General features: G+C 38.0%; 24 protein-coding genes, 2 tRNA genes and 1 riboswitch. Of the genes, 8 read left to right on the top strand and 18 right to left on the bottom strand.

The window, feature by feature from the left end:
- Positions 1 to 66: 66 nt before the first annotated feature.
- Positions 67 to 546, top strand: coding sequence for a tRNA (cytidine(34)-2'-O)-methyltransferase (locus WFN33_RS09490; RefSeq protein WP_336952782.1), 480 nt, complete (start codon positions 67 to 69; stop codon positions 544 to 546).
- 288 nt (positions 547 to 834) lie between these two features.
- Here the strand turns inward: WFN33_RS09490 and WFN33_RS09485 are convergent, their stop codons facing one another.
- Positions 835 to 1,212: a hypothetical protein gene (locus WFN33_RS09485; protein ID WP_336952780.1), complete on the bottom strand. Its 378-nt coding sequence runs from the start codon at positions 1,210 to 1,212 to the stop codon at positions 835 to 837.
- 100 nt (positions 1,213 to 1,312) lie between these two features.
- Entirely contained in the window at positions 1,313 to 1,714 is a 402-nt protein-coding gene (locus tag WFN33_RS09480; RefSeq protein ID WP_004722540.1) for a winged helix-turn-helix transcriptional regulator, read from the bottom strand.
- Positions 1,715 to 1,881: 167 nt separating this feature from the next.
- Between WFN33_RS09480 and WFN33_RS09475 the strand changes: the two genes are divergently transcribed.
- The gene (locus WFN33_RS09475) at positions 1,882 to 2,583 is read left to right on the top strand and encodes an SDR family NAD(P)-dependent oxidoreductase (protein ID WP_336952778.1); all 702 of its coding nucleotides are present in this window, start codon (positions 1,882 to 1,884) and stop codon (positions 2,581 to 2,583) included.
- Between the two features lie 37 nt (positions 2,584 to 2,620).
- Positions 2,621 to 3,178 (top strand): flavodoxin family protein, encoded by a 558-nt coding sequence (locus WFN33_RS09470; RefSeq protein ID WP_336952776.1) that lies wholly within the window; start codon positions 2,621 to 2,623, stop codon positions 3,176 to 3,178.
- A gap of 74 nt (positions 3,179 to 3,252) precedes the next feature.
- Here WFN33_RS09470 and WFN33_RS09465 read toward each other — a convergent pair whose 3' ends face one another.
- From WFN33_RS09465 to rpoD, 6 genes are all read right to left on the bottom strand, one after another.
- Positions 3,253 to 4,665, bottom strand: coding sequence for an APC family permease (locus WFN33_RS09465; protein ID WP_004722537.1), 1,413 nt, complete (start codon positions 4,663 to 4,665; stop codon positions 3,253 to 3,255).
- A gap of 333 nt (positions 4,666 to 4,998) precedes the next feature.
- Positions 4,999 to 6,183 (bottom strand): iron-containing alcohol dehydrogenase, encoded by a 1,185-nt coding sequence (locus tag WFN33_RS09460; RefSeq protein ID WP_336952774.1) that lies wholly within the window; start codon positions 6,181 to 6,183, stop codon positions 4,999 to 5,001.
- A 3-nt stretch (positions 6,184 to 6,186) separates the two neighbouring features.
- Positions 6,187 to 6,720: a hypothetical protein gene (locus WFN33_RS09455; protein ID WP_336952772.1), complete on the bottom strand. Its 534-nt coding sequence runs from the start codon at positions 6,718 to 6,720 to the stop codon at positions 6,187 to 6,189.
- Between the two features lie 79 nt (positions 6,721 to 6,799).
- On the bottom strand, positions 6,800 to 7,489 hold the full coding sequence (lipB, locus tag WFN33_RS09450) for a lipoyl(octanoyl) transferase LipB (RefSeq protein WP_336952771.1): 690 nt from the start codon (positions 7,487 to 7,489) through the stop codon (positions 6,800 to 6,802).
- A gap of 174 nt (positions 7,490 to 7,663) precedes the next feature.
- Positions 7,664 to 7,951: a YbeD family protein gene (locus WFN33_RS09445; RefSeq protein ID WP_004722529.1), complete on the bottom strand. Its 288-nt coding sequence runs from the start codon at positions 7,949 to 7,951 to the stop codon at positions 7,664 to 7,666.
- 127 nt (positions 7,952 to 8,078) lie between these two features.
- Positions 8,079 to 10,022, bottom strand: coding sequence for an RNA polymerase sigma factor RpoD (gene rpoD / locus WFN33_RS09440; protein WP_336952768.1), 1,944 nt, complete (start codon positions 10,020 to 10,022; stop codon positions 8,079 to 8,081).
- A gap of 331 nt (positions 10,023 to 10,353) precedes the next feature.
- Between rpoD and WFN33_RS09435 the strand changes: the two genes are divergently transcribed.
- Together WFN33_RS09435 and WFN33_RS09430 are read left to right on the top strand one after the other, a co-directional pair.
- The gene (locus WFN33_RS09435; protein ID WP_004722524.1) at positions 10,354 to 10,560 is read left to right on the top strand and encodes a PA3496 family putative envelope integrity protein; all 207 of its coding nucleotides are present in this window, start codon (positions 10,354 to 10,356) and stop codon (positions 10,558 to 10,560) included.
- A gap of 66 nt (positions 10,561 to 10,626) precedes the next feature.
- Positions 10,627 to 11,151 (top strand): YecA/YgfB family protein, encoded by a 525-nt coding sequence (locus tag WFN33_RS09430; protein WP_004722523.1) that lies wholly within the window; start codon positions 10,627 to 10,629, stop codon positions 11,149 to 11,151.
- A gap of 70 nt (positions 11,152 to 11,221) precedes the next feature.
- Here WFN33_RS09430 and WFN33_RS09425 read toward each other — a convergent pair whose 3' ends face one another.
- The 3 genes from WFN33_RS09425 to trhO form a co-directional block, all read right to left on the bottom strand.
- A complete protein-coding gene (locus WFN33_RS09425; protein WP_336952766.1) occupies positions 11,222 to 11,830 on the bottom strand; it encodes a LysE family translocator in 609 nt (202 codons plus the stop codon).
- Between the two features lie 586 nt (positions 11,831 to 12,416).
- Positions 12,417 to 12,992 (bottom strand): DedA family protein, encoded by a 576-nt coding sequence (locus WFN33_RS09420; RefSeq protein WP_336952764.1) that lies wholly within the window; start codon positions 12,990 to 12,992, stop codon positions 12,417 to 12,419.
- A gap of 287 nt (positions 12,993 to 13,279) precedes the next feature.
- Positions 13,280 to 14,212 (bottom strand): oxygen-dependent tRNA uridine(34) hydroxylase TrhO, encoded by a 933-nt coding sequence (gene trhO, locus WFN33_RS09415; protein WP_034618212.1) that lies wholly within the window; start codon positions 14,210 to 14,212, stop codon positions 13,280 to 13,282.
- Between the two features lie 235 nt (positions 14,213 to 14,447).
- On the opposite strand from trhO, the gene WFN33_RS09410 reads away from it, so the two are divergent.
- Entirely contained in the window at positions 14,448 to 14,930 is a 483-nt protein-coding gene (locus tag WFN33_RS09410) for a DUF1289 domain-containing protein (RefSeq protein WP_336952762.1), read from the top strand.
- A gap of 212 nt (positions 14,931 to 15,142) precedes the next feature.
- On the opposite strand, the gene ribB is transcribed toward WFN33_RS09410, so the two are convergent.
- Complete coding sequence (gene ribB, locus WFN33_RS09405; protein ID WP_336952761.1) at positions 15,143 to 15,802, bottom strand: 3,4-dihydroxy-2-butanone-4-phosphate synthase; 660 nt, start codon at positions 15,800 to 15,802, stop codon at positions 15,143 to 15,145.
- A 108-nt stretch (positions 15,803 to 15,910) separates the two neighbouring features.
- Positions 15,911 to 16,068: riboswitch (FMN riboswitch) on the bottom strand.
- Positions 16,069 to 16,234: 166 nt separating this feature from the next.
- On the opposite strand from ribB, the gene WFN33_RS09400 reads away from it, so the two are divergent.
- Together WFN33_RS09400 and WFN33_RS09395 are read left to right on the top strand one after the other, a co-directional pair.
- Positions 16,235 to 18,064, top strand: a complete 1,830-nt coding sequence (locus WFN33_RS09400; RefSeq protein WP_336952760.1) for a DUF2157 domain-containing protein — start codon at positions 16,235 to 16,237, stop codon at positions 18,062 to 18,064.
- Entirely contained in the window at positions 18,061 to 18,693 is a 633-nt protein-coding gene (locus tag WFN33_RS09395) for a GDYXXLXY domain-containing protein (protein WP_336952759.1), read from the top strand. Before WFN33_RS09400 ends, WFN33_RS09395 begins: the two co-directional genes overlap by 4 nt.
- 56 nt (positions 18,694 to 18,749) lie before the next feature.
- On the opposite strand, the gene panD is transcribed toward WFN33_RS09395, so the two are convergent.
- The 6 genes from panD to WFN33_RS09365 all read right to left on the bottom strand — a co-directional run bounded on the left by panD (position 18,750) and on the right by WFN33_RS09365 (position 21,506).
- Positions 18,750 to 19,130 (bottom strand): aspartate 1-decarboxylase, encoded by a 381-nt coding sequence (panD, locus tag WFN33_RS09390; protein WP_004722504.1) that lies wholly within the window; start codon positions 19,128 to 19,130, stop codon positions 18,750 to 18,752.
- Positions 19,131 to 19,283: 153 nt separating this feature from the next.
- The gene (gene pth, locus WFN33_RS09385; RefSeq protein WP_004722502.1) at positions 19,284 to 19,862 is read right to left on the bottom strand and encodes an aminoacyl-tRNA hydrolase; all 579 of its coding nucleotides are present in this window, start codon (positions 19,860 to 19,862) and stop codon (positions 19,284 to 19,286) included.
- 20 nt (positions 19,863 to 19,882) lie between these two features.
- The gene (gene rplY, locus WFN33_RS09380) at positions 19,883 to 20,179 is read right to left on the bottom strand and encodes a 50S ribosomal protein L25 (protein ID WP_004722499.1); all 297 of its coding nucleotides are present in this window, start codon (positions 20,177 to 20,179) and stop codon (positions 19,883 to 19,885) included.
- Between the two features lie 97 nt (positions 20,180 to 20,276).
- Complete coding sequence (locus tag WFN33_RS09375) at positions 20,277 to 21,230, bottom strand: ribose-phosphate pyrophosphokinase (RefSeq protein ID WP_004722497.1); 954 nt, start codon at positions 21,228 to 21,230, stop codon at positions 20,277 to 20,279.
- Between the two features lie 35 nt (positions 21,231 to 21,265).
- Positions 21,266 to 21,340 (bottom strand) — tRNA-Gln (locus tag WFN33_RS09370).
- A 91-nt stretch (positions 21,341 to 21,431) separates the two neighbouring features.
- A tRNA-Gln gene (locus tag WFN33_RS09365) sits at positions 21,432 to 21,506 on the bottom strand.
- Positions 21,507 to 21,516: the final 10 nt, after the last annotated feature.

Genomic DNA, 21,516 nt, shown 5'->3' with positions numbered 1-21,516 from the left:
TTTAAAAAACTGACATGGTCTTTTTTTAAAGTACTTAGGTTGTATTCTGATAAGTAGAGATCTCCCGTGATTCATGTTGTTTTATACGAGCCTGAAATTCCTGCAAATACAGGGAATATCATTCGTTTATGTGCCAATACAGGTGCACAATTACATCTAGTCAAGCCTTTAGGTTTTGAACTGGATGATAAAAAGTTGCGCCGTGCAGGATTAGATTATCATGAATGGGCACATATGAAAGTTTGGGAAAACTTTGCTGAATGTCTGGCACATTTAGAGGTGCAGGGGATTGATCTTGATGCGATTTATCCTTTAACTACCAAAGGTACTGAAACACCGCATACTTCAGATTTAAACCGACCTGTGGCTTTATTGATGGGGCCAGAAACACGTGGTTTACCAGAAGATGTCCGTATGATGTTCCCAAAGGCGCATTGGATTCGTTTACCTATGGCACCGAATTCACGTAGTCTGAATTTATCGAATGCCACCGCAGTGATTCTATATGAAGCATGGCGTCAACAAGGATTTAAAGAATTAAAATAAAAATCATAACCCATCGTTTAGATGGGTTTTTATTCATATTGGTTTATGATTTCCTTTTGAGAAAGAGCGATGTGATTATCTTTGCATAAAAGCGACTTCATCTGTTGGAGGCTTTAAAATGAGTAATCACAATATTTATCTTAATTTTTGCCCTTTCTTTGCTGTGTAGCAAATGTCTGAGCCAGTCATTTTTTCTATAACCGTTCCTAAATAATGTGGACAGTCTGTATCAGAGTGCTCCGACATTTGTACTTTATTATCCATACTTTAAAATAATTCAGATTTTAACTATTTGTTTGGTCCTAAATAGGTCACTGTTTCAGATTTCGGTATACCTTTATAATCTGTGATTAAGATATTCAGTTTAATTTTTTGTCCTTTTTTTAATTCAGAGCGATTCGGGAAATTTCTTAAATTTTCTTCTAAGACTTTGCCGATATAGTATTGACAACCACTATCTGCTCGGCCTACCTCTTGCGCTTTTTTTACAACACCTTTTATGTTGAGTGTTGTTTCCTCAATTTCACCTAAGCCATCTTTATTGATATATAGCGTACGTGTAGAAGTGTTTTCTAAAAGCTTAACCTCTAAATCACAAGAATTTTCATAGGACGCAAAAGCGCTATGGCTGAGGATTGCTAGAATAAAGAGCAGTGGAATTTTCATTATTTTTCTCCCTTTGATATGTTTTATTAAAATTATGCTGAGTTTAATCATATTTACAACATATCGAGCTGAGTTAAAGTCATGTTCTGAGTGTTGAGATTTATGCTTCCTGCAACAGAGCTGGCTCATTTTTTGCTTGAATTGCATCAAATTGTTTTTGTGCGCGAATCACATGTTGCACATTGCCTTCAGCCCAGAGCTTAAATGATAAAGCAGTTTGAGCAAACTCAAAGCCTAGAGAGGTTAATGCATATTCAACACGAATCACATTGTTCTCATGAATTGTACGGGTGATAAATCCATCTCTTTCCAGAATTTTTAATTTTTGCGAAAGTACTTTAGGTGAGATCCCTGTTAAGTTTTTTTTCAGTTCATTGAAGTGTTGAGAGTGCTGATGGAGTCGATAAATAATCATCAAAACCCACTTATCTGCAAATTTTTCAAAAAAAGATCGTGCCGGGCAATTTGGATGAAAAATATTAAAATTGAATGCATTAGTCATCAATCTATACCTCTATTTGGAAAGTTATAACCAAGAAATGACCAGTTACCACATAGTAACTAATTGATACTAGATTTCAAAAGTATATCATAAGTTAATCAGGTCAATACAACTTCTGCTGATTGATAGCGTTGATAGACCATTTTATATTTATGAGCGTGGTTTTAATGAAAATAACAGATGCGGTCGTTTTTATTACGGGTGCAAATCGTGGTCTAGGTTTAGCACTTGCCCAGCAAGCGATACAACGTGGCGCCAAGAAAGTTTATGCAGGCATGCGTAATCTTCAAGGTTTTAATCAACAGGGTATTATTCCGATTGTTGTAGATGTCACAGATCCCGTATCTATTCAAAAAGCTGTTGCAGAATGTGGTGATGTCAATCTATTAATCAACAATGCAGGTATTGCACGCTTAAATGAAAGTCCTGTAGACGCAAATATTGCAGCAGTGACACGGACGGTTTTAGATACCAATCTTTATGGTGTGATCAATACGACTCAGCAATTCTCTCCAATTTTAGCAAGCCATTCTGAAAGTTATATCGTCAATATTTTATCGGATGTGTCTTGGGAACCCAGCACGATGTTAGCCAGTTATGCAATTTCTAAAGCAGCAGCATGGTCATTTACCAATTCAACTCGACAATGGTTAGTTAAAGCCAATGTTCATGTGATGGGGGTACATGTCGGTTTTGTCGACACAGATTTAACCCAATCACTCGATATTGCCAAAATTTCTCCACACACAGTGGCGCAACACGTATTTGATGGAATTCAACAAAATGCCTTTGAAGTGTTGGTTGGGGAATCTACTCAACAACTCAAACAAGGTCTAACGGCAACCGTTCCAAGTTATATCAAACATTAATTTTTAAATATTTACCGTCTATATAAGAGGACTTATCATGTCAAAAATCGCTGTTGTTTATCATTCAGGTTATGGCCATACCAAAGTCATTGCAGAAACCTTTGCCAATGAAATTCAGGCAACACTTATCGAAGTGGATCAAGAAGGCAATATTCAAGATCAAGATTGGGACACTTTGGATGCCGCAGATGCAATCGTATTTGGTGCACCAACTTACATGGGCGGTGTGCCTTGGCAATTTAAAAAATTTGCAGATGCATCATCTAAGCGTTGGTTTACTCGTGCATGGGCAGACAAGGTTTTTGGTGGTTTTACCAACAGTGCAAGTATGAATGGCGATAAGCAAGTGACATTAATTTCGTTACACACTTTGGCTTCACAGCACGGTGGTATTTGGGTCAGCCTCGGTTTAGCACCTTCAAACACTAAAAGTGCTACACGTCAGGATGTGAACAGCTTAGGTGGGTCTGTGGGCTTATTGGTTCAATCACCTGCTGATGCCAATGTTGATGAAATTCCAAGCGGTGATTTAGAGACTGCAAAACAATATGCAAAACGTATCAAAGCGATTACGGAAAAATTTATTGCATCATAATTGCAGTTGATATGACTGAAATAATAAAGGCGCATAAAGCGCCTTTGTTATTTGATTACAAATGCAATAATCAATTATTCATGTTCATTATGTTGTGGTGCAGGGTAGCGGAAACCACGAGTTTTATAGGCTAAATATGCTACACCTAATACAGCCCATGCAAGTCCGAGTTTTAATGCCATTTCATCAATTTCTAACCACATCAAGAATACACTGGCAAAACCAAGAGACGGAATCACCACATAATTGATGATTTCTTTGAGTGATTTTGTTCTGCCATCACGTAAGGCGTAGCGTGAAATCACGGAGAAATTCACAAAACTAAAGGCTGTTAAAGCACCAAAGCTAATTAAGTTGACAATATGCTCAAGGTCAAGAAAACCCGCTGATAACGCAACAACACCGACAATCAAAATATTATAAGTCGGGGTATGTAATTTTGGACTGATGTGACCAAAAATCTTTTTGTTAATCACGCCATCACGACCCATTACATACATCAAACGTGATACCCCAGCATGTGCAGAAATACCAGAAGCCAGTACAGCAATGACCGCAAAATACAACACTAACTTTTTAAATGCGATGCCTGTAATTGCCGTTAGAATTGTTGCATTGCCAAGAGCTTCAAGCATCACAGGTTGAGACTCATCCAGCGGATTAAAGTAAAGATTGGCATTACTTGGGAAAAATAGCTGAATAAAATAGGTACTAAAAATAAAGATAATACCCGCGATCAACGCTGTAGAGAAAATTGCTTTTGGTAAGGTTTTTTCAGCATCTTTGGTTTCTTCTGCAAGGGATGATAACGCATCAAAACCTGTGAAAGAGAAACAAAGAATCGTTGCACCACCGATTAACGCACCAATTGCAGTCATTTCACTCCAGAATGGAGCAAGTGACCATAGTTCAGCTTTATCTGGGTTTAAGGTGCCATCTGCGTAAATACCCTGAGTTAGCAGTAAATAAACTTCATAAACAAAGTAGAAAATGATCGCAAGTTGCACCACAACAATGGTACTGTTAAATCGAGCAACAAAACGTGAACCAAATAGGTTGATCACAGTCATAATTGCAGTTAGTGCTATGACCCAGATCCAGTTATTCACATCTGGGAATAAGGCTCTTAAGTAAATATCAGCTAAAATGATGTTGACGAGTGGAGATAATAAATAATCTAACCAAGAAGACCAACCCACCATAAAGCCGACATTCGGGTGAATCGATTTTTGCGCATAGGTATAAGCAGACCCTGACGAAGGGTAGCGCTTGATCATATGACCATAACTGATAGAGGTCAGAAGAATGGCAACAAGCGCAAAAATATAAGAAGTTGGAACATGTCCATGGCTTCCGTCGGACACTAAACCAAAGGTATCAAATAAGGTAAGTGGCTGAATATACGCTAGACCAATAATGATAATATGCCACAGCACAAGATTTTTTTTCAGTTTTGCTGTGGATTGAGTCCCAGAGATATCTGTCAACGGCGTTATCCTCTTAATCGTTGATCAAGGATCAGTCATATTTATAAGGATCGTTTGAGACGAACGATCCCCCCTAAGAATAAAACAAAAGTGCGCCAATCTACTCTAAAAGGTCACATTTGTCAGTAACTTTGTTCGCTTTTTTAGCAGAAAACGTGCCATCTTGATCAAAAAATAAGTGACTGCCGATTCTGCAAGATAAAAGCCCGATGTTTAGATAAACATCAGGCTATTTACTATCGGGGGCTGTCAACATTTCATCTGGGGATGACATCACTGCAAATATAGACTTAGTGCCAATAGCTCCCTCTATATTGTCGCAATTTTAGACAATTACCAAGCTTTTTCTAAGATCGACTTTAAATCTTTAAAAGTAGCTTCTTTCGGATTGAAAATAATTGAGCCATCATTGAGTGCTTTTTCAGCAACTTCATCCAGCTGTGCTTGAGTGACTTTGCCTGTTTCACTTAGGGTGCGTGGTAGTTTGGTCAAATGATAGAGACGATCACGCATGGTATTTAACGTTTCAATGGCCTTATCTGCACGCTGGTTAGCAGGCGTTTGTGCATAAATATCAGCACCAGCAAGTGGCAGCAAGAGATCGGCAATCTTGTCACCATTGAGGTCTTTGTTGTATTCCAACACATAAGGAAGAAACAGATTCATACATAAGCCATGAGGCAAATGCGCAACTGCACCTAAAGCATGGCCAAGTGAATGTACAATACCAACCATCGAGTTAGAGAATGCGATGCCCGCCATTGTTGATGCCTGAGCAAGTTCTAAGCGACCTGTTGCATCACTAGGGTGATCCAGTACATCAAATAAACTATTGCTAATCTTCTTGATGGCAGCAGTTGCATATGCATCAGAAATTGGATTGGCTGCAATACATGTGTAGGCTTCCACAGCATGCGTCATTGCATCCATCGCTGTCATTGCAGTCAAGTGTGGTGGCAATGTTTGAGTCATACGCGGATCAAGAATAGCCGCATGTGGCATTAAGTAATTCGAGGCAAATGCCATTTTGACATTTTTTTGATTGTCCGATACCACGGCTGCCAAGGTCACTTCTGAACCTGTACCTGAGGTCGTGGGAATGACAAAAAATGGTTTAAGTGGGCGAGGGAGGTTGTGAGCGCCTGAATACTTCAGCAGATCATCACCACCTTCTGAGACTAAAATATTTGCTGTTTTAGAGGTATCAATTACTGAACCACCACCCACAGCAATAATCGCATCACAGTTATTTTCACGATAAGCTTGCGCAGCGGCACGGACTGTTTCAAGGCTTGAATCAGGTGGAACATCATCAAAAATAATGCCAATTTCAATATCTGTAGATTCAAAAGCAGCTTCGATAGGGGCCAAAAGGTGATTTGCACGTACTCCTTTATCAGTGATAATCATGGGACGCTTAGCGCCTAATGATGCGAGTTCGAAAGGAATATGTTCGAGTGCAGCATGACCAGCGATCACTTTTACAGGACAGAAAAATTCGTAATATGGTTTAGCCATGTGTTAAGCACTCCCTTTTAAATATGATTGGGCAACTTTGAGATAGATATTTGCAGCACCCGCCAATTTTTCTTTTAAGCTCAATTCTGATGGATATTCTTTTACAGCGAGCTCTGCGACCAGTTTAGGTAAAATTAATGCTTCCATTTTATTCAGACAACGGACTAAACGGATGGCATGTGCTACATCTCCGTCTGCAATCATACGGTCATTTGCAAAAGCTTGAGCTGTGCTTTCCTGAAATGAAAAGACTAAAAAAGCATGGTGAACATGTTTGAAAATAATCGACAGATCTGGTTTGCCATCTAAAGATTTAACGAGTTCAAGTTGCTTGTTTTGGTTGACTCTGGCAATAAATGAAGCGCCATTTGGAAAAACTTTCATGGATAATGTAAAACCAACAGGGAGTACTGATACTTCATGTTTAATTTCATCATCAACTTGACTCGCCATAACCAAACCTCTGCCAATCACATCCATCATGAGTTTGACATAGGCTTGTTCTAAAGCGGGTTTGATAGATTTACTTGAAATCACTCGCTAATCCCTTATATAAAATTGTACTTTTGTTTTAGAGTAATTACTCTAATTTGTTTTTAGATAAAAATAAAGCGATTTATTTGTGAATGACTTCATGGTCATTTGATTTTTTATCAATGACTTTAATATCACTAAAGTAACCACTCTGTTGAAAATACTCAATCACATCTTTCGATAGTTGGCTGTAATCAGGGTGGTTTGTGATCAGATCACAGACGCGGACCATTTCTAAACCTGCATAACCACACGGATTAATGGTATGGAAGCCGTCTAAATTACAATCAATGTTTAATGCTAAACCATGATAACTACGACCTTTACGGATTTTAAAACCGAGTGAACCAATTTTACGTTCATTGACATAAACACCCGGTGCATCAGCTTTGGCATAGGCTTCTATATGATATTTCTTGAGCAGATTGATCATTAAATTCTCTGCATAAGTGACCAATGTACGTACATTCCATTTCAAGCGGTTTAAATCAAACATGAAATAAATCACCATTTGACCGGGACCATGCCATGTCACTTGTCCACCACGATCTGATTGAACAACAGGGATATCACTGTGCATTAAAATATGCTCAGGTTTTCCTGCTTGCCCCTGAGTGAGTACATCAGGATGTTGCAATATCCAAAGTTGATCTGGAGAATTTTCATCACGTTGTTCAGTAAAAGATTTCATTTCCTGAAAACGCTCGGCATAAAGCGTCAAGTCTTGATATTGACGAATAATCAGATGTGGTTTTAGAACAGCATCGTTCACAGACAAGTGCCCTTAAAATATAGAAATCGCTTTAATTATAAAGAAATTTAGTTTGGAAAAGTGAAAGCAATTGCTGATCATTTGCAAATAAACCAGAGGGGCATATTACCCTCCTTAAAATCCTGACGCATAAAAAAACACGCCATTGGGGCGTGTTTTTAAGTCATTTCAGCATTACAACGCAGTACGAATATGTTCGCAAGCCGCAAGGTCAGCATACAAGGCATGCACTTGCTCTAGTTCTTCAAAACGTAGCTGGGCTGTAATCGAATGATATTTACCTGTACGTGATGGTTGTACAACAAGTGTCGCTTCATTAAATTCAGGGAAATGTTTTACCAAAATTTCAACTACAGCACCACGTAATTCTTCCCCCGCATTACCAATCAATTTAATTGGGTAATCCATTGGAAAAACCCAAAGATCTTCTTGTAATTCGCGAGATGGAGTGCGGTCTAACATTTTTTCACCTCTAATTTATCAACAATGCCTGCATAAGTGCAGGCATTGTGTTTCTCTTAAATACTTAATGGGGTTACTCGATTGATTTTCAAGTCCCGAAAGTATTCATAGATTGAACAACTTCAAATTAGTCATTTTCAAGGAACGAACGTAAATGTTCTGAACGAGAAGGATGACGAAGTTTACGTAAAGCTTTTGCTTCAATCTGACGAATACGTTCACGTGTTACATCAAACTGTTTACCCACTTCTTCCAAAGTATGGTCGGTCGGCATATCGATACCAAAACGCATTTTTAAGACTTTCGCTTCACGTTCAGTTAAATTTTCAAGTACTTCACGTGTAGCTTCTTTTAAGCCTTCTGAAGTCGCAGCATCAACGGGTGAAGTGATGTTGCTATCTTCAATGAAATCACCAAGATGAGAATCTTCATCATCACCAATTGGAGTTTCCATAGAAATAGGTTCTTTGGCAATCTTAAGAACCTTACGAACTTTGACTTCGTCCATTTCTAGACGTTCACCTAATTCTTCAGGTGTAGGTTCACGCCCCATTTCTTGAAGTAATTGGCGAGATACACGGTTGATCTTGTTAATCGTTTCGATCATATGCACAGGGATACGAATCGTACGTGCTTGGTCCGCGATCGAACGCGTAATTGCCTGACGAATCCACCATGTTGCATAGGTCGAGAACTTATAACCACGACGGTATTCAAACTTGTCTACCGCTTTCATCAAACCAATATTACCTTCTTGAATTAAATCCAAGAATTGTAATCCACGGTTTGTGTATTTTTTCGCAATTGAAATTACCAAACGTAAGTTGGCTTCAACCATTTCCTTCTTGGCACGACGAGCTTTGGCTTCACCAATCGCCATACGTTTAGAAATGTCTTTAATTTCTTTTACGTTTAGATCAAGGTCTTTTTCAATATCAGCAATTTTTTGCTGGAATGCCAAAACATCAGGTCGAACTTTTTCTAAATAGCCTTTTTGTTCAGCAGGTGCCTTTGCAATTTGTTCATCTAACCAAGCTGGGTTTGATTCTTGACCTGGGAACGATGTACGGAATTGTGTACGGTCCATACGACCGCGGCGAACTGCATAACGCATAACCTCGCGTTCAGAAGTACGAATTTGTTCATGCGTACCACGAATCATTTCTGAAATGATGTCAAATAAACGTGGTGTAAATTTAAACATCATAAACACAGTTGCCAGCGCTTCCATTGCCTCAGTCCCTTGGGTACTGTTACGGCCATGTTGAGCAATTGCTACTTTTGCATTATTCCAAACAGCTTCTAATTCTTCAAAACGCGCTTTTGCAATTTCTGGATCTGGGCCAGATTCGCCTTCAGAATCATCATCACTTTCAGATTCTTCTTCTTCATCTTCATCATCCAACTTAACTTCTTTCGTTGGTTTTGCAGACGTATCTACTTCTTCAACGATAACTTCAGCTTCGTCTTCTAAAACCTCGGGAATCACTTCGTCAGATTCAGGATCTAGATAGCCTGATAAAATATCAGCAAGGCGACGCTCGCCAGTTTCGTAATCTTTATATTCTTGTAAAACAACTTCAACAGCATTTGGCCAATAAGCAATCGAATGTAAAACGTCACGAATACCTTCTTCAATCCGTTTGGCAATACTAATTTCGCCTTCACGTGTTAAAAGTTCAACGGTACCCATTTCACGCATATACATACGTACCGGGTCAGTTGTGCGACCTGGTTCATTTTCTACAGAGGCAAGTACTGCAGCAGCTTCTTCTTCTGCAACTTCATCGCCAGCTTCGCTATTCCCTTCAAACATTGCATCATCTGTTTCTGGTGCGCGTTCATGAACAGGAATACCAACGTCTTGAAGCATTTGGATAATGTCTTCAATCTGTTCGCTTTCGGTGATCGAGTCTGGGAGATGATCGTTAACCTCAGCGTAGGTTAAGTAACCTTGTTCTTTGCCTCGGCTAATAAGAGCCGCTACTTGGGAAGTAGGGGAATGCATTTCGCTCATCTTTACTCTCTTCTCGTTGAATCTGTGGCAATGAAAAACCGTGCATAAGCGCACAATTTCTTAAAATATATCTTTGAATAGCTCGAATATCTCATCGGAAGAAATCAGCATAAGACTGTCCGATAAAATATTTAGAAGTTAAATTCAATCAAATAGGTGGGGGTGAAATTGTTATTTTCAAGATCATCCCATGCGTATTCTATTCAGAAAGTGTCATAAAATAGTAAGACGCAGGGTGGATTATATCATTACATAAAATAGGGGCCGAAAAAAGCCCAAATTCGCATTTAAATGTAAAAAAAACCAAAAAAACTTGACAAGTTTTCTGAAGACAGATAAATAGCGCCTAGACCCATTCACTTTTTTTCATTATGAGGTAGTTTTAGTGTCTTCTACAGATTTTGAACTAGATGATAACTACGGTGATGATGATGTTAGTTTCGATGAGTCATCAAGCAAAATTAGCGCCAAAGAATCTTTAGAAAAGCGACGTTTGATCGATGATTTACTTGCTCAACGTCGTTTAGAAAAAGATTTAAAAGATTTTGATTATGACATTGATGATGACGATGATTTTGATGATGAAGATTAAAAATTCATTGGGCATGGCGTGGGAAAATGCTATGCTTAAATCTGATACAAATTTATTGGAAACAAAATGAGTGCTTTAGATTTAGACCTACTGAGTGATTATCTAGATGGTGACCAAAACGAATTTGGTCTAGATTTCGCAGCGACTCATGGTTTCTTGTGCGCAATTGCGGTTGGTCCTACTTTTGATAAATGGCTTGATGAGCTATTTGATAATAACCAAAAGAAAGTTCCAGCAGAAATCATTGTACAAATCAAAGCATGGCTTGAAGCGATTCGACAAAACTTAGCCAATGAAGAAGGAATTACATTTCCTTTTGAAATTGAAGAGGCTGATGTTGAATCAAGCTTAGGTGACTGGAGTGTTGGCTTTGTTGATGCAATGTTCCTCAATGAAGAAGCTTGGTTTGCACCAGAATATGAAGATCAAGTTGTCGATCTCACATTACCAATGATGGTGTTTAGTGGAATTGATGATGAAGATCCTCAAATGGAATCTTTCCGCCGCAATGGTCAGTTAATGGATGAGATTGCTGAAGAAATTCCTGAAAATCTAAATGAAATTTATTTGATGTACCACACACCAAATTAATTTGCGCGTATAAAAAAAGCATGCTCACTGAAAGTGGCATGCTTTTTTTATTGGTGATTTACGCCAATAGTTAAAACCGTGCAAATAATAGGCTACAACCTAAAATAAACAGTAAAAGGCCAATCACACGATTGATCACCACTTGGCGATCTAAAATTTTATTTCGTATGCTGGGATGTGCACAAAATAAGACAATCAAGCCAAACCAAACAAAATGACTCAACGAAATAAACGCACCATAAGCAAAAAGTTGAATGGTCGAACTTCCTGTAGAAGTCATCAGCTGAGCAAATAAACTGATTACAAATAAAGTTGTTTTGGGATTGAGGCTATTGGTTAAAAAACCATGTTTAAACGCTTGCCAGCTACTGATACCAACACCAATTTCATCCAGTTTTATTTTTGACTGGGTAAATGTTTTATAGCCAAGATAAATTAAATAAGCAGCGCCAATATATTGAATTGTTTGTAAAAGATAGGGCATATGATTTTTTAAAAAACCCAGACCAAGTAGGCTATAACCCACATGTATCCAGACACCACAAGCAATCCCTAGTGCTGTACTTAATCCAATATTGCGACCATATAAATAACTGTTTCTAGTCACGATAGCAAAATCAGCGCCAGGACTTATTACTGCCAAACAGGTGATTAAGATCACAGCAATCATTTCATTCACTCATGTATCCTTTTTTACACAGTTTTAATTATTTTTATATTTTTCATATATTTGTGTTGGATTAAAACGATAATATTTTGATGAAATGCATGATTTTTTGGAATGAGTGATTCTTGCCTTTGAATTCACTCAAATTTCTCAATTGGTTGGACGTTTTGAGTGCATTGAACATGTGGTGATTTTTTACGATTGCTATGGTGTATTTACTGCGGTTGGGTGAATTTTATACGGTGATGCTATTTATATATGGATTGTGTTTCAGTTGGTGGGCGTAAGAAAATATAAACGATAGGCTTATTTTATAAGTTCTATTAAAATCTATTAATCAACATATAGCTGCTTTCATCCTAGAGTTTTCTAAAGGACGAGGACGCTTTCAAGATCCATTTCGCCTGATCATTTTGATTTATGAAAGCCATAATGTTTTTGTGATTTTTTGGAATTCGCTGATTATTTGTTAGACAGCTAATGTTAAGAACATAGAGCTTGGCCAAGCAAAGACAAATTTGTCTGCTCGACTCAATGCACACAACTCTCAATGTACACAAATAGTATGTTTTAACTGAATGCTGGGAGCACAATGTTTTTAGCGCGCTTTTGATTTTTTATAAAAAAAATAAGCAACTAAAATTAAGACAATGCCAATGATCACATAGCCTACGCGACTAAAAATTTGTTGCATGAGTTCTATATTGTTTCCAAAATAATAACCCACACATGCAAGAAAGGTGGTCCAGATAATTGTCCCTACGCCGCTATAGAGCATAAATTTCCAAAAAGGCATATGACTCATCCCAGCAGGGATACTAATCAAAGAACGAACTGCAGGAACCATTCGTCCAAAGAAAACCACGCGATGTCCATATTTTTCAAACCAATCTAAAGCTTTTTTGACCTCGTCAGATTTGATAAAAAGATATTTACCGTAGCGGTCAACCCAATTAAAAATACTTTGATTTGGGATTTTTCGCCCCACCCAATACAACAATGCTGCTGCTACCAGTGAACCGATGCTTCCTGCGATAATCACACCCGATAATAATAATTGACCTTTAGATGCAGCAAATCCAGCCGATGGCATAATCACTTCTGAGGGAATTGGCGGAAAGACATTGTCTAAAAACATCAAAAGAGCAATACCGAAGTAACCAAGTTGCTCCATGATCGAAATAATCCAATCAGTCATTTTATATATAAAAATAGGGCGTTATGAACATGGTATTGTTTTCATTTATCAAAATATAGTGAGAATTTGTTGTGTTGTTAAAACATTCAAATAAAAACCGCAGTCAATGAGCTGCGGTTGAGTGAAGCATTTTAAAATTATCTCAGCTTGCGTTATGAAACTTGAAAATAGTCTCGCTATTCTCCATTCATGCTTTACGACGTATACGTCTCATGCTCAATTTTAACCTACAACGCAAGCCATTTATGAAATGCTAACAGGCCCTAAAGACGTTTGCGTTTTGCAGCAGTAATTTGTGATTGACGCATACGGAAACCTTCTTTTTGTTTCTCAGATGTTTTATCAATACAATATTTGCAAGAAACACCATGTTCATAACTTGGTAAATCGGCTTCTTCAGGAACCAGTGGCCAACCACATGCATGACATTTAATATTTTCACCTTCTTCCATACCATGTGTCACCGCAGTACGACCATCAAAAACGAAACATTCACCTTCCCACATACTCTCATCAGCAGGGGTTTCCTCAAGGTATTTTAAAATACCGCCTTTAAGGTGATACACCTCGTTAAAGCCTTCTTGAAGGAGTAATGAGGTTGATTTTTCACAACGAATACCGCCTGTACAGAACATCGCAATTTTCTTATCTTTATGCTGCTCAAGTTCTTTTTTTACATATTCAGGGAATTCACGAAAGGTTTCTGTTTTAGGGTCAATCGCACCTTTGAATGTACCTGCTTTATATTCATAATCATTACGTGTATCAATCAAAATCACGTCATCACGCGCGATGAGTTCGTTCCATTGCTTTGGATCAAGATAATGTCCAACAAGATCACGAGGTTTCACCTCTACACCTAAAGTTACGATTTCGTTCTTTAGCTTAATCTTCATCTTACGGAATGGCTTTTCATCACTATGTGATTCTTTATATTCCATGCTGTTAAAGCCTTCATTCAATAAGAATTGATGAATGACGTCAATGGCTTGACGATCGCCAGCAACAGTTCCGTTAATTCCTTCACCTGCAATAATAAGAGTACCGCAAAGGTTGATGGTTTTTACCAAGTCTAAAAGACGTTGTTGAAGATCTGCAGGATCTTGAACTTCTTTGAATTGATAAAGTGCTGCAACAACCCAACCAGAGGTCGCTTGCTGTTCTACAGGTGCAAGCTGTTCTACAGTAGCGTTCATGGAGTACTCCAAATATTTAAGATAGAATAAAATTTAAGGCGCACATTTTAGCGTGATTTACATCAATATGCGAGAAAACCCTAGTCTTTGTAGTGTTTTTTTATTCCCTGAAAAAAATGTGGGTTTTTATACTAAATATAGTGCTTTAAAATATTTTATATACCATATATAGTATTGTGAAAAGATTATTTCGTACCGAAAAAGTGTGTCACATCGTTGATGTAAGGAGTAAATTTTGAGTAACGAACGTCGGATACCTACCTTAACGCCATGTGCTGGTCGTTGTTCAACGGTATTTGGTGATTCTGTTTGTCGTGGTTGCCGTCGTTTTAATCATGAAGTGATCCAATGGAATACATATGATTCAGAGCAACGTTTAGCCGTTTGGAAAAGGCTGGATGCACAGCTCGATCAAATTTTAATTCCGATGTTACCTTTTGCCGATTTAAGACATATCGAAGGTTTTATTTTAGGTAAACGTATACGAGTGATGGACTCAGCTTCTAAAGGACGCAAGTTGTATCATGCATTAAAAATTTGTGAAAAAAATAAACATCTTGCAGAAGAGAGTGGTTTGGGAATTCAAGAGAAACAGGTAAAACCGCTTTGGGATGAATTTGAACGCCGTGTATTGGCATTGGCGAATGCGAGTTATGATTTCGCATGGTTACGCGCAGACGGTATTCGTCAAAGTATTTTACATTTGGAAGATGTTTAAGCCCAGTTCCCGTAATGATCTATTATTTAACAGACCTCAATATTTTGGCTATTTAATTTTAAGCAATGTCACTTATAAAAATTAAAACAAAAACGGGCCCTGTCATTTAATCGTACTTTAATCAAGAATACCTAATCAATATTAAAAAGCCAGTCCAAAGATTTGAACTGGCTTTTTTACTCTGTCTAAATGTAATGACTTAAAATATTTTCTTAGACATTGTGTTTTAAACGATACTGAACCAATTCTTCAATGGTAATAAGTGTTAAATGATGCGTTTGTGCATATGCTAAAACTTGAATGCCTGAAGCCATTGTTCCATCAGGATTAGTCACTTCACATAACACACCGGCGGGTTTTAAACCGGCTAAACGTGCTAAATCAATAGAACCTTCTGTATGTCCACGACGGGTTAAAACCCCCCCATTACGACCACGCAATGGAAAAACATGACCAGGGCGATTCAGATCACTTGCGACAGCACCTGTTTTAATTGCAGCATGAATAGTAGTGGTACGGTCTTTTGCAGAAACACCTGTTGTTACACCTTGTGCTGCTTCAATGGTAATGGTAAAAGCCGTTTTAAACTGACTTGAATTGTCCTGAACCATAGGTGGCAGGTCAAGGTGATCTGCTAATTCATCGGTAATGGTTAAGCAGACAATCCCTGAACCATCACGAATCATACGTGCCATAGTTTCAATATTGAGGGTTTCTGCTGCAACAATTAAATCTGCTTCGTTTTCACGATCAAAATCGTCCATGACCAAAACAGGCTTGCCTTGGCGCATATCTGCGATTGCTTGTTCGATACGTTGGTCTGCAGGCGATAGTGCAGAAAAGAAAATTTCGGGTTGAATTAAACTAGACATTGAAACGCTCTCGTAAAGTTAAAATACGGTTGAACATTTCAGGACATTTGAAATAGTGGCGTTACAAAACCTTTTCCAATAAAGAATATTGAAATTTTTAAGCTGTGACGTCGTCTTCTTTCATCCGGACTATACCGTCGGCTTTGGCATTTCACCAAATCTGCGAATCACGATTAAGCGCGATAAGCTCGTGGGCTGTTGGCTCAGGCTTGAAAATCCGTCCAATTTACCACCGGTGGGGAATTACACCCCGCCCTGAAGCGATGTGCATTTATTATAGACACTTTTTTTCTAAATGGATGCTTTTTTTTAGAATGATCAGTACTATAGATAGAACAATAGTTGCTATAGAAAATAATTAAACTTATACATTTAAAAGAATATTTGTGGTCATAGTGATCAACGAATAGCAATACAATAAGGAGACTAAGCTTGATCACGATTCAGCAAGATGTCTATTCATGGCGTAACGATGACTTTGTTAAACACTTACAGGTTTTGGGATTTTCTCTAATTGCAGTCAGTATTTTATATTTGACTGCTGCAAATTGGTTAATGTTGCCTCAGTTTTTTCAATTAGCTATTCCACAAATATTTTTATTACTCAGTGCTCTAGCGAGTATTTTTTTGGCTAAGCATGATTATTTAGTACAGTGTTTACATACAGTAAGTGGCTTGATGATTGGTTTAAGTTTGGCGGTCATAGGTCAAATTTATCAAACAGGGGCAGATAGTTATTTACTATTTTTAATCTGGTCTATTTTATTATTGCCGTGGTTGTATCGTCCGAATATTGGTGTTTTTACATTGCTCTGTATTGTCAGTCAACTCACCTTATTTTTGTTTTTTAAACAAACATTTTGGGCTGATGAATATCCAGTTACATTCTTATTTAGCTTAAATCTTCTGTCATTATTTCAGTTTTATTTTTGTCTTCGTTATTATCAAAAGTTGCGTTATCTCTTTATCCTATGGTTTGGAATTCTTTCAATTTGGCATATGGGGTTATTTTTATATGGTGATGGTGATTTGGCATTCGCCACAACCATGATTTTTAGATTGATAGACGTTAAGATCGCTTATTTAATCTCATCATTTTTTCTTCTTTCTGTCGCATTAACTTATTTTTATCGAAAAAGAGATCAGTTATGTAGTGTACTTTCAGCAGTAGGTTTAGGGATTACGTTTACGCTGGTGATTTTCAAATGGATGAATAGTCTATTTCATGAATCTGAAGTGCTAGGATTATTTTCAATTGCTTTGGTTGTTTTCGCTTGGTTTGCAATGATTACTTTCCTATTGATTAAGTTTATTCCGCAAAACAAATTTAACAATATTCCTATCGCAGTAGGTGCGTGGATTGCAGGTGTTTTATTGGCATCATTGATGCTGACATTTTGGGGTAATTTTTCCTTGATTATGGGGGCAGTTTTTGTAGTATTGGCCGCCTTTATTTTAACAAAGAAACAAGCTTTATTTTTAAGACAGTTCGCTTATTGTATATGGGTCGCAGGGCAAAATGCTGTAATTTTCCATACCTTTGAATGGACTGATCAATTCTTTCCACTTTTCTTTATTCAATTTGCCATGCTGTATCTTAGTTATTTTATTCGCAGCCATTGGTTCTTTATTTTTATCCAACTATTTGCTTTGTATTTATCAGGTATTGCGTTGATTTGGGATTTAAACGTTCTGCTTGGATTACATCGTTTTGTTGAAAATTTTTCATTTCTGGTCTTATTGAGTTATGGGTTTTATCTCGTAATGATTTGGATGCATCGTATTCAACCCAGTCAATACCAACGAAGTTTAGCATTGGCTAATTTATTAATTATTCTTTCATCCATGGGGTTCTATACACTATTTGGACAATATGAATTAGATAAAATTAGATACCTTCCTATTCTTAGCTTGGGGCTGCCTATTTTGTGGTTGGCTTTGTTTATGGCGTTGAGGATTCGTAATCAATTTAGCTTGATTGCCCAATTGATTTTATTGGCTTTTGCTGCAGTACTGATATTTTATGGCTATTTTGAAATTTTTATTTGTATCGCCATACTTTCATGGGCATTGTCACAGCACGATAAAATTGTCTATGGTTTTGCTTTAGTGACTTTGGCGTTAACCTTATGGTTTATTTACTATGCCTTGAATGTTAGTTTCCTTGTTAAAAGTCTGAGTATTTTTAGCTCAGGATTAATTTTGTTGATACTGACTTGGGTACTGCATAAATTCCAATCAAAAGAGGGGGTAAATACATGAAAAAATTCATTCCTCTTTGTCTTGCTTTAATCTGTATTATTCTTTTTCTAGGCATCATTTTTAAGAATGAACAGCATCTGAAAAATAGTCAGAGTATATATGTCCGCTTACAACCTGCAGATCCTCGTTCATTTATTCAAGGGGATTACATGGCACTGAATTATCAGCTTTACTTAGCTCCTCAGGAGACTAGATTTTCAATTGAAAATCACCTAGATTCAACCAAACCCGCTATAGAGTCTAATGAGACAATCAGTCAGGTATTCTCAGGTCATTATTATGATGATCGTATAAAAAATAAGTCCTCTGTTTTGAATTATGTAGCATTAGATCAACAGCGTCGAGTGATTCATACATATTTTGAAGCACCCAAAAATATAGCTACAGTTCTACTGATATTAAAAAATCCAAATAATCGATATACATCATTATATCCAGCTTCAAAAAGTTTTTTATTCGCTGAAGGTTTGGGGCAATGCTATCAAGCTGCACATTATGCAGAATTTAAAGTAGATCAGCAGGGGAATGCGATTCTTGCATCTCTGAGAGGAAAGCAACTACAAGATTTAGACTGTGAGAATAAACAACGTTGGCGTGATGGTTTTCGTTCTGTAAATAAATCATCATAAGCTGAGTAGGCATAAAAAACCCGCATCATTGCGGGTCTTGAATCATCTGTGTGCAATTATGCAACTTGAACAGGGATACAGTTTGCTGTGTGATTTACTGTATTGTCTGGATTTGCATATACAAGACGTGGTTTATGCGCATCAGCTTCAGCATTAGTAAAATCACCAAATGTGGCAATAATCATTAAATCACCAACATCAGCTTGAAGTGCAGCACCACCATTGACTGAAATGATGCCTGAACCTTCTTCGCCACGAATCGCATAGGTTGTAAAGCGCTTACCATTAGTCACGTTCCACATATGAATTTCTTCATATTCACGGATACCAGCTAAATCCAAAAGAATACCGTCGATTGCACAAGAACCTTCATAATGTAATTCTGCTTGTGTAACAACACAACGATGGATTTTTGCTTTTAATAAACGAGATAGCATGATTTGCGTCTCCAGAGTAGCCCTTACAATTGTTATCTTGTGTTGAAGCAACAATTTTCAATGGGGGGATGCATTTGAAAGCGCATTTTGCTCTTAAAAATGAATCATGGCAAGAAAAATTATTGAACAAAGAACATAAAATTTAGGTTTAAATTATGCTTTATAAGCATTGATTTGATTCATTGCTTGCTGAATCTCACCATTAACCAATAATTTTGTTTTGCCTAAAGCATGGTGTATTGCATCATCCATTAAAGTCTGTTCACTACTTGGTGCTTTACCCAGTACATGTCCTGAAACTTTTTCTTTAGCGCCGGGATGACCAATGCCAATACGTAAGCGATGAAAATTAGAACCAATATGAGGAACAATGTCACGTAGACCATTGTGACCACCATGTCCACCGCCAGTTTTTAAACGAATGACGCCCGGATTCATATCCAGTTCATCATGAGCGATGAGAATTTCTTCTGGTTTAATTTGGTAGAATTTTGCAAAGGGAACAACACTTTGACCAGAAAGGTTCATAAATGTTGTGGGCAATAGTAGACGAACATCTTGTCCTTCAATATTACCGCGACCACTGATTCCTTTGTACTTTGAATCAGTTTTTAATGTAATACCATATTGTTCTGCAAGGCGTTCGACGAACCAAAAGCCTGCATTATGGCGGGTTTGGGCATATTCAGAACCTGGATTACCCAAACCAATAATCAGTGAAAGTTTACTCACTCATTTACACCATTTAACATTTATGCGCGTTTAAAGTCAGCGTGCATTGGTGTGTTTTTAGCTGGGTGACGTTGTAAAGCTTGGATTTTAACGCTTTCAACTTTACCTTCGATGTTAAGATCAATAACTTCTTCAAAGAAAGAGTTATTTTCTAAAGCTTTAACAAGCTCGCGAAGTTCTAAAGTAACCGCTACAGGTTCAGCAGAACCACCATAGATGATCGCTGGAACTTTGTTTTGAAGACGAAGGCGGCGGCTCGAACCTTTCCCTTGAACTGCTTCTTCACGTGCTACTGCATTTAATACGAAGTTTGCCATGATGACATTTCCTCATTGAGTGTAATTGACTGAACTTTCGACCAGCCCAGTGATATAAAGCCCTACCAAAGAGTAGGGCTTTGAAAATTTGGCGCTATTATAGATAAGAATCGAACATTGCGCTAATAGATTCTTCGTTGTTAATACGACGAATTGTTTCAGCAACCATACTTGCTACTGAAACTTGGCGAATCTTACCAAGTTTTAATGCTTCATCTGAAAGTGGAATTGTGTCAGTAACAACCAATTCATCAATTACAGATTTGCTTAAATTTTCGAGTGCTTTACCTGATAGTACAGGGTGCGTTGCATAAGCAACCACTTTACGAGCACCAAAAGTTTTTAGTGCATCGGCAGCTTTACACAAAGTACCAGCTGTATCAACCATGTCATCGACAATCACACAGTCACGATCACGTACATCACCAATCAAATGCATCACTTGTGATTCATTCGCTTTTTGACGACGTTTATCAATAATTGCAAGGTCGATATCACCCATTTGTTTTGCAACAGCACGTGCACGAACTACACCACCAACGTCAGGTGAAACCACCATTAGGTTGTGATGTTGTTGTTGACGTAGGTCAGCAAGCAAAGCAGGCGTACCATAGATGTTATCTACAGGAATATCAAAGAAACCTTGGATTTGGTCAGCATGCAAATCGATCATTACAACACGGTCAATACCAACAGTGGTGAGCATGTCTGCTACAACTTTTGCAGTAATTGGAACACGAGTTGAACGAGGACGACGGTCTTGGCGTGCATAACCGAAGTATGGAATTACAGCAGTAATACGACCAGCACTTGCACGACGCAAAGCATCTGCCATTACTAAGATTTCCATAAGGTTATCATTCGTAGGGGCACAAGTGGGCTGTACGATAAACACGTCTTTACCACGCACATTTTCAGTAATTTCGACAGTGATTTCACCATCAGAAAATTTACCTACAGCAGCAGCTCCCAAAGGGATGTGCAAATGGCTAACGACTTTTTGGGCGAATTGTGGATGCGCAGTTCCACTAAAAACGACAAGATTGGGCATGAAGCACCCTTGGCGGTTGGCAGATTTGAATTAGATGGCAGGGGCGGCTGGATTCGAACCAACGGATGCCGAGATCAAAACCCGGTGCCTTACCACTTGGCGACGCCCCTAATGCGGCAGAATTTTAGTGTTTTTGCATGTCTCTGTCAAGGTAAATCAACATTAAATACAAATTACTATGTTCTGTCTTTTTTGAGAAAATGGCAGGGGCGGCTGGATTCGAACCAACGGATGCCGAGATCAAAACCCGGTGCCTTACCACTTGGCGACGCCCCTAATTTGATGT

Source organism: Acinetobacter sp. AS167, assembly GCF_037152175.1.
Lineage (GTDB): Bacteria > Pseudomonadota > Gammaproteobacteria > Pseudomonadales > Moraxellaceae > Acinetobacter.
Note: the sequence above shows the minus strand (reverse complement) of the source record. Positions and strands in the feature narration are given on the sequence as shown.